13 protein-coding genes are annotated in these 12,540 nt (G+C 66.6%); 10 read left to right on the forward strand and 3 right to left on the reverse strand.

Annotated elements, in window-relative coordinates; all coding sequences use genetic code 11:
* Positions 1 to 134 precede the first annotated feature (134 nt).
* From ACSQ3M_RS07660 to ypfJ, 4 genes are all read left to right on the forward strand, one after another.
* A complete protein-coding gene (locus ACSQ3M_RS07660) occupies positions 135 to 1,565 on the forward strand; it encodes a cytochrome ubiquinol oxidase subunit I (RefSeq protein WP_436149476.1) in 1,431 nt (476 codons plus the stop codon).
* A gap of 11 nt (positions 1,566 to 1,576) precedes the next feature.
* Positions 1,577 to 2,581 (forward strand): cytochrome d ubiquinol oxidase subunit II, encoded by a 1,005-nt coding sequence (gene cydB / locus ACSQ3M_RS07665; RefSeq protein WP_436149477.1) that lies wholly within the window; start codon positions 1,577 to 1,579, stop codon positions 2,579 to 2,581.
* A 60-nt stretch (positions 2,582 to 2,641) separates the two neighbouring features.
* On the forward strand, positions 2,642 to 3,901 hold the full coding sequence (locus tag ACSQ3M_RS07670; RefSeq protein WP_436149478.1) for a M20/M25/M40 family metallo-hydrolase: 1,260 nt from the start codon (positions 2,642 to 2,644) through the stop codon (positions 3,899 to 3,901).
* A 120-nt stretch (positions 3,902 to 4,021) separates the two neighbouring features.
* Positions 4,022 to 4,912, forward strand: a complete 891-nt coding sequence (gene ypfJ, locus ACSQ3M_RS07675) for a KPN_02809 family neutral zinc metallopeptidase (RefSeq protein ID WP_436149479.1) — start codon at positions 4,022 to 4,024, stop codon at positions 4,910 to 4,912.
* Positions 4,913 to 4,916: 4 nt separating this feature from the next.
* Here the strand turns inward: ypfJ and ACSQ3M_RS07680 are convergent, their stop codons facing one another.
* Entirely contained in the window at positions 4,917 to 5,417 is a 501-nt protein-coding gene (locus tag ACSQ3M_RS07680) for a hypothetical protein (RefSeq protein WP_436149480.1), read from the reverse strand.
* A gap of 116 nt (positions 5,418 to 5,533) precedes the next feature.
* On the opposite strand from ACSQ3M_RS07680, the gene ACSQ3M_RS07685 reads away from it, so the two are divergent.
* From ACSQ3M_RS07685 to ACSQ3M_RS07700, 4 genes are all read left to right on the forward strand, one after another.
* A complete protein-coding gene (locus ACSQ3M_RS07685) occupies positions 5,534 to 6,721 on the forward strand; it encodes a PA0069 family radical SAM protein (RefSeq protein ID WP_436149481.1) in 1,188 nt (395 codons plus the stop codon).
* A 196-nt stretch (positions 6,722 to 6,917) separates the two neighbouring features.
* Positions 6,918 to 7,538, forward strand: a complete 621-nt coding sequence (locus tag ACSQ3M_RS07690) for a ribonuclease HII (RefSeq protein WP_436149482.1) — start codon at positions 6,918 to 6,920, stop codon at positions 7,536 to 7,538.
* A 16-nt stretch (positions 7,539 to 7,554) separates the two neighbouring features.
* Positions 7,555 to 8,346: a PhzF family phenazine biosynthesis protein gene (locus ACSQ3M_RS07695; RefSeq protein ID WP_436149483.1), complete on the forward strand. Its 792-nt coding sequence runs from the start codon at positions 7,555 to 7,557 to the stop codon at positions 8,344 to 8,346.
* Positions 8,347 to 8,565: 219 nt separating this feature from the next.
* Positions 8,566 to 9,768: a site-specific DNA-methyltransferase gene (locus ACSQ3M_RS07700; RefSeq protein WP_436150283.1), complete on the forward strand. Its 1,203-nt coding sequence runs from the start codon at positions 8,566 to 8,568 to the stop codon at positions 9,766 to 9,768.
* Between the two features lie 17 nt (positions 9,769 to 9,785).
* On the opposite strand, the gene ACSQ3M_RS07705 is transcribed toward ACSQ3M_RS07700, so the two are convergent.
* A complete protein-coding gene (locus tag ACSQ3M_RS07705) occupies positions 9,786 to 10,016 on the reverse strand; it encodes a GDCCVxC domain-containing (seleno)protein (protein ID WP_436150284.1) in 231 nt (76 codons plus the stop codon).
* Positions 10,017 to 10,149: 133 nt separating this feature from the next.
* A complete protein-coding gene (gene mutY, locus ACSQ3M_RS07710; protein ID WP_436149484.1) occupies positions 10,150 to 11,220 on the reverse strand; it encodes an A/G-specific adenine glycosylase in 1,071 nt (356 codons plus the stop codon).
* Between the two features lie 98 nt (positions 11,221 to 11,318).
* Between mutY and ACSQ3M_RS07715 the strand changes: the two genes are divergently transcribed.
* Both ACSQ3M_RS07715 and ACSQ3M_RS07720 read left to right on the forward strand, forming a co-directional pair.
* A complete protein-coding gene (locus ACSQ3M_RS07715; protein WP_436149485.1) occupies positions 11,319 to 11,816 on the forward strand; it encodes a DUF721 domain-containing protein in 498 nt (165 codons plus the stop codon).
* Between the two features lie 83 nt (positions 11,817 to 11,899).
* Positions 11,900 to 12,520, forward strand: coding sequence for a DsbA family protein (locus tag ACSQ3M_RS07720; protein WP_436149486.1), 621 nt, complete (start codon positions 11,900 to 11,902; stop codon positions 12,518 to 12,520).
* The last annotated feature ends 20 nt before the right edge of the window (positions 12,521 to 12,540 follow it).

Genomic DNA, 12,540 nt, shown 5'->3' on the forward strand with positions numbered 1-12,540 from the left:
GGCGCGATGCCACTGCGTCACCACCGACTGCTGCCCTCCCGCTACGGCTTGATTATTCCGTGTGCAAAGTAGAACCTGCAACCAGCAGGGTCTCGCGGCCATGACATTCGTGGCCGGTACGCCGGAGCGATGCGATGGAAATCGACGCCTTTCTGCTGTCCCGCATCCAGTTCGCCTTCACGATCTCCTTCCACATCGTCTTCCCGGCCTTCACGATCGGGCTCTCGGCCTATATCGCGACGCTGCTGGGCCTGTGGCTGAAGACCGGCGACCAGAAGTTCCATCTCCTCGCTCGCTTCTGGACCAAGATCTTCGCGGTCTCCTTCGCCATGGGCGTGGTTTCCGGCATCGTGCTCTCCTACCAGTTCGGCACGAACTGGAGCCGCTTCTCGGTCGCGGTCGGCAACGTCATCGGCCCGCTGATCGGCTACGAGGTCCTGACCGCCTTCTTCCTCGAGGCCTCCTTCCTCGGCGTCATGCTGTTCGGCTGGAAGCGGGTGCCGCCCTGGCTGCACTTCCTCTCGGCCGTGATCGTCGCCGGCGGCACCGCCCTCTCCGGCTTCTGGATTCTCTCCGCCAACAGCTGGATGCAGTACCCGGCCGGGCACGAGGTCCGCGACGGCATCGCCTATCCGGTCGACTGGCTGAAGATCGTCTTCAACCCGACCTTCCCCTTGCGCTTCGCGCATATGATGACGGCGGCCTATCTCACCACCGCCTTCGTCGTGCTGGCGACGGGCGCGCGCCATCTGCTCGCCGGACACCGGACCGAATCGGCCAGGACGATGGTGCGGATGGCGATCCTGATGATCGCGCTGACCGCGCCCCTGCAGGCGGTGATCGGCGACTTCCATGGCAAGCAGACCGCGATCTACCAGCCAGCCAAGCTCGCCGCGATCGAGGCGCATTGGGATTCGTCGAAGCCCGGCGCGCTCGTGCTCTTCGCCTGGCCCGACGAGAAGGCCGAGCTCAACCGCTTCGAGGTCGCGATCCCCGGCGTCGCCAGCCTGCTCACCCATGGCAGCATGGATGCGCTCTTCCCGAGCCTGAAAGACTTCAAGGTCGAGGACCGCCCGCCGGTGCTCATCCCGTTCTTCGCCTTCCGGATCATGGTCGGCATCGGCACGCTGATGATCATCTTCGGCTGGGTCGGCGCCTGGCTGTGGAAGCGCGGCACCGTGTTCGAGGCGCGCAGCTGGCTCTGGCTCGCCCAGTACAGCTGGCCGGCCGGCTTCGTCGCCATCCTCTCCGGCTGGTTCGTCACCGAGGTCGGCCGCCAGCCCTGGCTCGCCACCGGCATCCTGCGCTCCAAGGACGCGGTCTCGCCGGTGACGACGCTCGAGGTCGCGATCTCGCTGGCGCTGTTCGTCTTCGTCTACTGCGTCGTGTTCACCGCCGGCATCCTGCTGATCAACCGCCTGATCGACAAAGGGCCGGACGAGATCAGCCAGGAGGACCCGCCCGAGCAACCGTCAAAGCGGCCGCTCAAGGCGGCGCAGGCACCGGCCTCGGCCATCTTCGGCGACGGCCATCCCGGCGACGACAAGATCCAGCCGGCGAGCTGAGGAGAGCTACTATGGAATGGTATCTCCCCGTGATCTGGGCCGGGCTGATCGGCACCGCCGTGATGCTCTATGTCGTGCTCGACGGCTTCGACCTCGGCATCGCAATCCTGTTCCCAACGACGAAGGACGAGGGCGAGCGCGACCAGATGATGAACTCGGTCGCACCGTTCTGGGACGGCAACGAGACCTGGCTAGTGCTCGGCGGCGGCGGCTTGTGGGTCGCCTTCCCCTATGCCTACGCCATCATCATGCCGGCCTTCTATATCCCGGTGATCCTGATGCTGCTGGCGCTGATCTTCCGCGGCGTCGCCTTCGAATTCCGCTGGGTGGCGAAACCGCATCACAAAATCTGGGACTTCGCCTTCTGGGCCGGCTCGACGGTGGCCGCCTTCGCGCAGGGGTTGATCCTCGGCGGGCTGCTGCAGGGCGTGACGGTGGTCGACAAGCAGTTCGCCGGCGGCCCGCTCGACTGGCTGACCCCGTTCACGCTGATGTGCGGCGCCGGCGTCGTCATCGGCTACGCCACGCTCGGCGCGACCTGGCTGGTCTACAAGACGGAAGGGGCCGTGGCGGAGCGGGCGCGCCGTCAGGCCAAGACGCTCCTCATCGGTCTGCTCGCCTTCGCCGTGCTGGTCTCGTTGTGGACGCCTTATGCGCATCCGCGCATCGCCGAGCGCTGGTTCACGCCGTCGAACCTGATGCTGCTCTGGCCGTTCCCGGTGCTGACCGCCTTCTGCGGCTACATGGCCTGGAAGCGCCTGCATGGCGCGCATGAATTCACGCCCTTCGCCTTCACCATCGCGATCTTCCTGCTCTGTTTCCTCGGGCTCGCGATCTCGAACTACCCCTATCTGGTGCCGCCGAGCCTGACGATCTGGGACACGGCAGCCGCACCGAGCTCGCACATCTTCGTGCTGATCGGCGTGACCTTCCTCCTGCCGATGATCCTGTTCTACACGGCCTTCGTGTACTGGACCTTCCGCGGCAAGGTGAAGGCCGATGCCGGCTATCATTGAGGCGGCCTGCGCCCGCACCTAGGATGGGCAGGAGCGAAGAAGCCTGAACGGGAGGAAGCGATGAGCGGGATCGGGACATTGCGCCGCGCGGCGGTGGGCTTCTTGATGCTGGTTGCGGCTCCGGCGCTGGCGGCACCGCAAAAGCCGGTGCTCGATGCCGCAGAGGCCGAGAAGCCCGCCTATCTCGACACGCTCAAGGCCCTGGTCTCGATCGAATCCGGCTCGCGCGATTCCGAAGGACTTGCGACGATCGCCGCCCTCATCGCCCAGCGCCTGAAGGCCTTGGGCGGCGAGGTCGAGCTGCTGGAGTCGGCAGACGCGTCCAGATCCCCCGGCAAGACCGTGCTCGCGCGCTTCAAGGGCACCGGCACCAGGAAGGTCCTGCTGCTGGCGCATATGGACACGGTCTACAGCAAGGGCATGCTCGCCCAGCAGCCCTTCCGGATCGAAGGCGACAAGGCCTACGGTCTCGGCATCGCCGACGACAAGCATGGCGTCGCCCTCATCCTCCACACCGTCGCGCTCCTCAACAAGATCGCCGCCAAGGACTACGGCACGCTCACTGTGCTCATCAACGGCGACGAGGAGATCGGCTCGCCCGGCTCCAGGGCGCTGATCACCCGAACCGCTGCCGACCAGGACGCGGTGTTCTCCTGCGAGGGCTCCCCGGTCGGCCAGGACGCGCTCCGGCTCGCCACCAGCGGCATCGCCTCGGTGCAGCTCAAGGTCACCGGCCGCGCCTCCCATGCCGGCAGCTCACCGGAGCAGGGCCGGAACGCCCTCTACGAGCTAGCCCACCAGATCTTGCAGATGCGCGATCTCTCGAAGCCCGAAATGGGCCTCAAGCTGAACTGGACAATCGCCTCCGCCGGCTCCGTCAGCAACGCAATTCCGGCCGAAGCGAAGGCGCAGGCGGATGTGAGAGCGCTGCGCATGGCCGATTTCGACCTGATCGAGACCGCGGTGAAGGAGCGTATCCAGAACAAGCTCATCCCCGACACCGTCGTCGAAGCGACACTGACGCGCGGCCGCCCGCCTCTGGCCCCGACAGAGGCGGCGAAGAAGCTCGGCGCGCACGCCAAGCGCGTCTTCGACGAGATCGGCCGGCCTTTGAGCGTCGTCGAGAGAGCGACCGGCGGAGGCACGGACGCCGCCTATGCCGCGCTCGAGGCCAAGGGACCCGTGATCGAAGGCTTCGGCCTCAGAGGCTTCGGCGCCCATTCGAACCAGAACGAGTATGTCGCACTCGATTCGATCGTCCCCCGGCTCTATCTGCTGGCACGCCTGATCACCGACGTGTCACGCGACAGGGCCAAATAGTCCGCGGGTCGTCGTCAAACGCCATCGCACCTTGCGCATCGCCGCGACCGGGCAAGCAGCGGTGCTTGAGTTCCACCGCGTCCTCGCCGACATTGGCGCTGCTGCAACAAGGGTTCGCGCATGCGTTGGGAAGATTATCGCCAGTCCGACAATCTCGAGGACCGGCGTGGCGGCGGTGGCGGCGAATTCGCCGGCCTGCCCGGCGGACGCGGCGGCATCGGTATCGGCACCATGGTCGTGCTCGGCCTGCTCGGCTGGGCGCTTGGCATCGATCCACGCCTGCTGATCGGCGGGGCCGAGTTGATCGGTGGTATCGGCGGGCGCAGTGCGCCAACGCAGGAGCAGCGCAAATCGGCCGGTCCGCCGCAGGACGAGATGGGCCGCTTCGTCTCGGCCGTGCTGGCGCAGAACGAGGATGTCTGGAGCAAGGTCCTTCCGCAGCAGGCCAACCGCAAATACGTGCCGCCGAAGCTGGTGCTGTTCAGCGGCGTCGACCGCTCCGGCTGCGGCACGGCGCAGGCGGCGATGGGGCCGTTCTACTGCCCCAACGACCAGCGGGTCTATCTCGACCTCTCCTTCTTCCAGGAGATGCAGCGCAAGCTCGGCGGCGGCGGCGACTTCGCCTATGCCTATGTCGTCGGCCACGAGATCGGCCATCACATCCAGAACCTGCTCGGCATCCTGCCCAAGGTGAACGAGATGCGCCAACGGATCTCCGAGCGCGAATCGAACCAGCTTTCGGTGCGGGTCGAGTTGCAGGCCGACTGTTTCGCCGGCGTCTGGGCCTACAACATCCAGGCGATGGACCGCATCCAGCCCGGCGATATCGACGAAGCGATGCGCTCCGCCTCTGCGATCGGCGACGACAAGCTGCAGCAACAGGGCCGCGGCGTCGTCGTGCCGGATTCCTTCACGCACGGCTCGTCGGCGCAGCGCACGCGGTGGTTCAACACCGGCTTCAAATCCGGCTCGATGCAGAGCTGCGACACCTTCCGCACCAACCAGCTCTGACGGCTCAGAGTTCGGCGCGCTCGCGACGCACGGTGAGCCGGCGCGGCGCACGCGCCAGCCGGCCGGACAGGATCTGCGTCTTGGGCGCGATCAGCCCTGCCCTGACGTGGCGCGAGCGTAGCGAGACCGCGCCCCATTCGCGCAACCCCGCGGCCATGCCGCGCAGCGGCATCAAGGCCGGCCGCATCGCCATGGTCAGCAAATGCCGCTCTATGCTCGGCGTCCATTGCGGCTCGGGCAGATCGCCGGCTTCGAGCAGGATGACCCAATCGCCGCGAGCCTGTGCGACCCCGCTGGACCAAGCCTCGCCATTCTTGGCCAGATTCTTCGCCCGGACATAGCTGGCACCGGTCTCGTCGGCGAGACGCTCGATCGCAGCGTCATCCGCCTCGTCGATCACCACGGCATGGCCGATCACGCCCTGCGCGACCGCGGGAATCAGCACGGACAAGGTCGCTGCGAGCGCTTCGACGTCACGATTGGCCCGGATGACGGCGGTGATCATGGGCGATCAGCTTATGACGCAGTGCAACATGTCGCAATCCTGTCACTTGCATTCTGTTCCTGTTATGTTCACATTCCTTGGTCTCGGATCAACCGATTCCGCCGGGAGACGAAGCCATGCTGCAGGCCAGACCCTCAGCCAGGACGCAACCGCTCAAGCGCCGCGACACCGAGCCGGGAAGCATCTCGGCGCCGGCGCGTCTCGCGCCGGTCGATCCGCTCGCCCATGTCGGCAGCCAGATCGACCCGGAGCGGCGACGCGGACGCGGCGCGACGATCAACCCCGGCGGCCGCTACGAAGCCGAGACACGCATCAGCGAGGATGACGGCTGGGGCTCGCTCGGCGAGCTGCCGCCGTTCAAGACCGAGGTCTCGGTCGAGAAGCCGCGGACGATCATTACACGTAACGACTCCCCGGATATCTCGTTCGACCGCTCGATCAACCCCTATCGCGGCTGCGAACATGGCTGCGTCTACTGCTTCGCGCGGCCGAGCCATGCCTATCTCGGGCTGTCGCCCGGGCTCGACTTCGAAAGCAGGCTGACAGCCAAGCCCGATGCAGCGCTGCTTCTGGAGAAGGAGCTCTCGGCGGCGAGCTACCAGCCGCGCACCATCGCGATCGGCACCAACACCGACGCCTACCAGCCGATCGAGAAGAAACTGCGGATCATGCGCGGGATTCTGGAGGTGCTGGCGAAGTTCAACCATCCGGTCGGCATCGTCACCAAATCGGCACTGGTGCAGCGCGACATCGATATCCTCGCACCGATGGCGGCAAAGGGGCTGGTCAAGGTCGCGCTCTCGGTGACGACGCTCGATCCAAAGCTCGCCCGCAATATGGAGCCGCGCGCCGCTTCGCCCGCCAAGCGGATCGAGACGATCCGCAGGCTCTCTGAAGCCGGTATTCCGGTGACGGTTCTGGTCGCGCCGATCGTGCCGGCGATCAACGAGCATGAGATCGAGCGCATCCTCGATGCAGCAAAAGCAGCGGGAGCACGCGAGGCCGGCTATGTGCTGCTGCGCCTGCCGCTCGAGGTCAAGGACATCGTCCAGGACTGGCTGGTGACGCATCACCCCGACAAGATGCGCCATGTCGTCTCGCTAATCCGCTCGACCCGCGGCGGCAAGGATTACGACGCCGCCTGGGGCCAGCGCCAGGTCGGCTCCGGCCCCTATGCCTGGATGATCGGCCGGCGTTTCGAGATGGCGGCGGAGCGGCTCGGCTTCAACAGCGCGCGGCTGCGCCTGCGCACCGACCTCTTCGTCAAGCCTGAGAAGGATAAGGCCCAACTCAGCCTGTTCTGAGGAAACATAAGCTGCGGTCGTCCCGGACAAGCCGCGAAGCGGCGCCGATCCGGGACCCATGCCTGAACCGTTCCGGCATGGATCCCGGGTCTGCGCTGCGCTCCGCCCGGGGCGACCGGCCAGGGTATGAATGCTGCCAAGTGGACAAGATTCGATTTGGGCAGACCCTCTCGTCGCGATCTGGCATAGCGAAGCCATGACCGCCGATTTCAGCCGCGAGCAGGCCGCGATGATTGCCGGCCGCGCCCGCGTCGCCGGCGTGGACGAGGTCGGACGTGGCCCGCTCGCCGGTCCGGTTGTCGCGGCAGCCGTCATCCTCGATCCCTCGGCAATCCCGGACGGGCTTGCCGATTCTAAGGAACTCAGCGCCCAGCGCCGCGAAGAACTCTGTGTTCTGATCCTCGGCAGTGCATTGGCGGTGGGGGTCGGCAGTTCCTCCGCCGCGGAAATCGATACGATCAACATCCGGCAGGCGACACTGCTCGCGATGCGGCGCGCGGTGACGGCGCTGCCGCTGTCGCCCGACCTCGTGCTCGTCGACGGCAACGATCCACCGGCGCTGGCCTGCGGCTGCGAGGCGATCATCGGCGGCGACGGGCTGATCGCCTCGATCGCCGCGGCTTCGATCGTCGCCAAGGTGACGCGCGATCGCATGATGGCGCGGCTTTCGCTGGCATATCCGGCCTATGGCTTCGCCAGCCATGTCGGCTACGCGACGGCCGCGCATCGCGCTGCGTTGAAGACGCATGGCCCCTGCCCCGCGCACCGCTATTCCTTTGCGCCGGTGAAAGGCGTCTGGTCGCGCTCGCCCGTCTGAGCCACCCGGAGGCGTCATGCCCACCTTGACCATGCATCAGGTCGACGCGTTCACAGACCGGGTCTTCGCCGGCAATCCGGCCGCCGTCCTCATCCTGGAGGACTGGCTGCCCGAGGCGGTGCTGCAGGCGATCGCCAGCGAGAATAATCTCGCCGAGACCGCCTTCGCCCGCCCGAGCGGTAGCGGCTGGGATCTGCGCTGGTTCACCCCGGTCCACGAGGTCAATTTCTGCGGCCATGCCACGCTCGCGACCGCACATGTCCTCGCCAGTGCCCATGGCATCTCGGGCGAGATGGAGTTCGCCACCCGCGTCGGTCCAATCCGGGTCTCGCAGCAGGACAATAGCTACCAGCTCGATCTGCCGGCCTTCGCTCCGGAGCCGGTCGAGGCACTGCCTCCGGTTATCGCCGCGCTCTTTCCGGTGCCGCCGCGGGCGCTCTTCCGCAATTTCGAGAACGTCTTCGCCGTTCTGGCGGACGAGCAGGCGGTGCGCGCCTTCGTGCCCGATTCCGCGGCGATCGCGACCCTCGCTCCGCTCTGCTTCGGCATTACCGCGCGCGGCGAGAACCATGATTTCGTCTCACGCTATTTCGCTCCCAGCGCCGGCATCCCGGAAGATCCGGTCACCGGCTCGATCCATGCGACCCTGGTCCCGTACTGGGCCGGCGAACTCGGCAGGAACCGTCTCGAGGCCTTCCAGGCTTCGGGGCGCGGCGGACATCTCAGCTGCGAAATGGCGGGAGAGCGCGTGCTCATAACCGGGCAGGCTGCAACCTTCATGAAGGCCGAAATCTACCTGCCCGACTGACCGCCGGGAGACCCGCGGAACGGCCCAGAACTGCCGCAACGGCAGTTGGAAGCCGATTACCTTTCCTTAACTTCCGTTACGAATTTATCAACACATTCAATGGGCTAGGCAAAATCTGCAGCCCCAGAATGGGACGCATTTTTTTCACCCCGGAAACCCGACCTTTACCCTGACCGGCGAGGATCGCGACTGTTGAAGTTGCGTAACGGTCTTGGCGTCATGAGTACCTCGCGTACCGGGACCGCCAGCGCTCCCGTCCGGATTCAAGTTTCGCGTACCGGACGGCCCGCGCTGGGGGCCCGGATGAAGGCCACGAGCCTTCTTCCCACTCAGGTTCTCCCTCGGGAGCTGCCGCTCGATCAGGTGATCGTCGGCGATTGCGTCGCCGCGATCGAGGCGCTGCCCCCGGGCAGCGTCGACCTCGTCTTCGCCGATCCGCCCTATAATCTCCAGCTTGGCGGCGACCTGCGCCGGCCCGACGACAGCCTCGTCGATGCCGTCGACGACGACTGGGACAAGTTCGCTTCCTTTGCCGAGTACGACGCCTTCACCCGCGCCTGGCTCACCGCCTGCCGCCGCGCGCTGAAGCCCGACGGCGCGCTCTGGGTGATCGGCTCCTATCACAACATCTTCCGGGTCGGTTCGATCCTGCAGGATCTCGGCTTCTGGATGCTGAACGACATCGTCTGGCGCAAAGCCAACCCGATGCCGAACTTCCGCGGCCGGCGCTTCACCAATGCGCATGAGACGCTGATCTGGGCGGCGCGCGGCGAGTCTTCAAAATACACCTTCCACTACGAGGCGCTGAAGGGCGGGAATGACGACCTGCAGATGCGCTCGGACTGGTATCTGCCGCTCTGCACCGGCGATGAGCGCCTGAAGGATGACAAGGGCGTCAAGGTCCATCCGACCCAGAAGCCCGCATCTCTGCTCGCCCGCGTGCTGCTCTCGGCCAGCAATCCCGGCGACGTCGTGCTCGATCCCTTCTTCGGCACCGGCACGACCGGCGCCGTTGCCAAGGCGCTCGGCCGCCATTTCATCGGCATCGAGCGCGAGCAGGTCTACGCCGACGCGGCGCGCGAACGCATCGCTGCAGTTCAGCCGCTACCGCCGGAAGCCTTCGCCACCGCTCCCTCGAAACGCAGCGAACCGCGCGTGCCCTTCCTCAGCCTGGTCGAGGCCGGATTGGTAAAGGCGGGCGAGCGCGTCTTCGACGAGAAGCGCCGCCACAGTGCCACCATCCGCGCCGATGGCACGCTGGTGCTCGGCCCGGCCGTCGGCTCGATCCACAAGGTCGGCGCGCTGGCGCAAGGTCTGCCGGCCTGCAATGGCTGGACCTTCTGGCATGTCGAGCGCGAGGGCAAAGCCCTGCTGCTCGATGTCCTGCGCGGCGAGATCAGAACGCAGATGGCGGCGGCCTAAGGCCGCCTTTCCAAAGATCATTCGGCTCGGCAGCAGCCGCCCTCTCCGGTGCGGCGCTCGAGCTGGATCGGTGGGCACGGCACCGAGCCGTAAGAGCAGAACACACAGCAATCGCCTGCCTTCGGCCGCAGCAAGCGGCCGCATCCCTCACATTGGTAGAAGAACTGGCAGGCGTCAGTCGGCATGTCCTCGGTTTTGCGGTAGCCGCAATCCGGGCAGGTGATCTCGCTGCGAAGCTCTGGCTGCATCATCGACGTCGTGGAGTTGGTCAAGCGGCCCTCCGTCACCGTGAGACATCCCGCCGGGTAACTGAGAGCTACACGGCACTCTCAGTCAAATGGTCTCGCTCACGCGCTCGTCTCCTTCCGACGCTCGCACTCATCAGGGGCGCTGTAACTCCTCCAGCCCGGCTTCGAGCGCCTTCAGGAAGACGTTAGGAAACGCTTCCTCCTTCAGCCGGTTGAACGGCGTGAAGCGCATACCGTCCGGCGCCTGTGTCTCCAGCGGGACGCGCCCGACGAAGACCGTCAGCTCCAGCGGGAAATGCGTGAAGACGTGGCGGACCGGCAGCATCAGCCGGCGCCATTTCGCCGATACCGGCGCATCGCGCACCGCATCGCCTAGTTCATAGTCCGCCCGCCACTCGCCACCCGGCACCTCGACCATGCCCCCAAGCAACCCCTTGGCCGGCCGGGTGCGCACCAGCACGGCGCCGTCCTCGCGCATGGCGACGAAGGCGGCGCCATAACGCGTCTTGCCGGTCTTCTTCGCCGCCTTGCGCGGGAAACTCTCCTGCGTGCCGGCGATGCGGGCCCGGCAGGGCTCGCGCCAGGGGCAGAGCCCGCAGGCCGGCGAGCGCGGCGTACAGATCGTCGCGCCGAGATCCATCAGCGCCTGCGCGAAATCGCCGGGCCGGTCGTGCGACAGCAATACCAGCACCCGCTCGCGGATCAGCGGCTTGGCGCCCGGCATCTCGTCCTCGATCGCAAAGAGCCGGGTGATCACGCGCTCGACATTGCCGTCGACCGCGACCGCCGGCCGATCGAAGGCGATCGCCGCGACGGCCCCGGCCGTATAGGCGCCGATGCCCGGCAAAGCGCGCAGGCCCTCCTCCGTATCGGGGAATCGGCCGCCATGCTCGCTTGCAACCGCCTTGGCGCAGGCGTGCAGATTGCGGGCGCGGGAATAATAGCCGAGCCCAGCCCAGGCCTGCATGACATTTTCCGAGGGCGCGGCAGCCAGAGCCTCGACGGTCGGAAACCGCGCCATGAAGCGCTCGAAATAGGGTTTCACCGCCGCGATCGTGGTCTGCTGCAGCATGATCTCGGAGACCCAGACCCGGTAGGGATCGGCCCTCTCGCCGGGCAGCGCGCGCCAGGGCAGGACGCGGCGATGCCGGTTATACCAAGTCAGGAGATCGGCGGCGCGGGGCTGAGAAACGGGAGCGTCCATGACCTCGGGTGTAGCGCGGCAGCTGAGGTAAGCAAGCGCTGCCCTCGGTCCCGCAAACGGCTGTTTGTCGAGAACAGCTGCAGCTGTAGGGTGGCTGCATGGTCGCAAAACCCCTCGCCGAACTGATCGACGACTGCCTCGCGCCTGCGCTCGCCGCGCAGGGCTTCGCCGGGCGCTCCGTCGTCGCCTTCTGGCCGGAGATCGTCGGCGAGCGGCTGGCGCAGCGCACGCGGCCGCTCAAGATCGACTGGCCGCGGCGGCGTAGCGCGCCGGGAGAGCTGTCGGACCCGGCGACGCTGGTGGTGCGCGTCGAAGGCGCCTTCGCCCTGGAGATGCAGCACCTCGGCCCGCTGGTGCTGGAGCGGGTCAACAGCCATCTCGGCTGGCGCGCCGTCGGCAAGCTGGTGCTGAAGCAGGGGCCCGTTGCGCCGCCGCCTGCGCCAAAGCCCGCTCCGCCGCCGGACCCGGCCGTATTAGCGCGGATCGAGGCGCAGGTCGCAGGCGTCGAGAGCATCGAATTGCGCGAGGCGCTGGCACGGCTCGGGCGCGGCATCGCGCAGCGGCGCCAGGCCGCGGGCGACGACACGGCTTCGTGAGCGGGAAGCCGCGAACCGATCTTGCCACAATCCTGATGGCGACTATGGTCCGCAGCAATTACTTTGCCACCAGGGATTTTCTCATGACCAGCCGCCGCCAGGTGTTGATCGGCTCCGCCGCCTTGGCCCTCTCGCCGCTTCTCGCCAGCCAGGGCGCTTCGGCCCAGACCGCTCCCGGTGTCGCCAATCCGCTCGGCGACGTCTGGCTCGGCAGCCCCGACGCGAAGGTCTCGATCATCGAGTACGCCTCGCTGACCTGCAGCCACTGCGCCACCTTCCACAAGGACACCTGGCCGGCGCTGAAGGCCAAGTACATCGACACTGGCAAGGTGCGCTTCGTGCTGCGCGAATTCCCGCTGGATCCGCTCGCCACGGCGGGCTTCATGCTGGCGCGCTGCAACGGCACCGACAAATACTACCCGCTGACCGACCTGCTGTTCGCGCAGCAGCGCAACTGGGCCTTCACCGAAAAGCCGGTCGATGCGCTCTCGAACCTGGTCAAGCAGGCCGGTTTCACACAGGAATCTTTCGAAGCCTGCCTGAAACGACAGGACATTTACGACGCTGTCACGCAGGTTAAGGAAGGTGGGGCCAAGGCTGGCGTGGACTCCACCCCGACCTTCTTCATCAATGGGCAGAAGCGCTCCGGTGCACTCAGCCTCGCCGAATTCGACAAGATCATCGAGCCGCTGCTCGGCAGCTGAGCCGGCCGATAGCCCTATGG

This window comes from Allobosea sp. LjRoot90, from assembly GCF_964254315.1.
In the GTDB taxonomy this organism is placed as follows: domain Bacteria; phylum Pseudomonadota; class Alphaproteobacteria; order Rhizobiales; family Beijerinckiaceae; genus Allobosea.

What these genes read in the sequence shown, in the direction of transcription:
- ypfJ (WP_436149479.1), top strand. Translation starts at nt 4,022, where the DNA reads ATGCGTTGGGAAGATTATCGCCAGTCCGACAATCTCGAGGACCGGCGT.
- mutY (WP_436149484.1), bottom strand. Translation starts at nt 11,220, where the DNA reads ATGGACGCTCCCGTTTCTCAGCCCCGCGCCGCCGATCTCCTGACTTGG.
- ACSQ3M_RS07680 (WP_436149480.1), bottom strand. Translation starts at nt 5,417, where the DNA reads ATGATCACCGCCGTCATCCGGGCCAATCGTGACGTCGAAGCGCTCGCA.
- ACSQ3M_RS07715 (WP_436149485.1), top strand. Translation starts at nt 11,319, where the DNA reads ATGGTCGCAAAACCCCTCGCCGAACTGATCGACGACTGCCTCGCGCCT.
- ACSQ3M_RS07720 (WP_436149486.1), top strand. Translation starts at nt 11,900, where the DNA reads ATGACCAGCCGCCGCCAGGTGTTGATCGGCTCCGCCGCCTTGGCCCTC.
- ACSQ3M_RS07705 (WP_436150284.1), bottom strand. Translation starts at nt 10,016, where the DNA reads ATGCAGCCAGAGCTTCGCAGCGAGATCACCTGCCCGGATTGCGGCTAC.
- ACSQ3M_RS07660 (WP_436149476.1), top strand. Translation starts at nt 135, where the DNA reads ATGGAAATCGACGCCTTTCTGCTGTCCCGCATCCAGTTCGCCTTCACG.
- ACSQ3M_RS07700 (WP_436150283.1), top strand. Translation starts at nt 8,566, where the DNA reads ATGAGTACCTCGCGTACCGGGACCGCCAGCGCTCCCGTCCGGATTCAA.
- cydB (WP_436149477.1), top strand. Translation starts at nt 1,577, where the DNA reads ATGGAATGGTATCTCCCCGTGATCTGGGCCGGGCTGATCGGCACCGCC.
- ACSQ3M_RS07685 (WP_436149481.1), top strand. Translation starts at nt 5,534, where the DNA reads ATGCTGCAGGCCAGACCCTCAGCCAGGACGCAACCGCTCAAGCGCCGC.
- ACSQ3M_RS07690 (WP_436149482.1), top strand. Translation starts at nt 6,918, where the DNA reads ATGACCGCCGATTTCAGCCGCGAGCAGGCCGCGATGATTGCCGGCCGC.
- ACSQ3M_RS07695 (WP_436149483.1), top strand. Translation starts at nt 7,555, where the DNA reads ATGCCCACCTTGACCATGCATCAGGTCGACGCGTTCACAGACCGGGTC.
- ACSQ3M_RS07670 (WP_436149478.1), top strand. Translation starts at nt 2,642, where the DNA reads ATGAGCGGGATCGGGACATTGCGCCGCGCGGCGGTGGGCTTCTTGATG.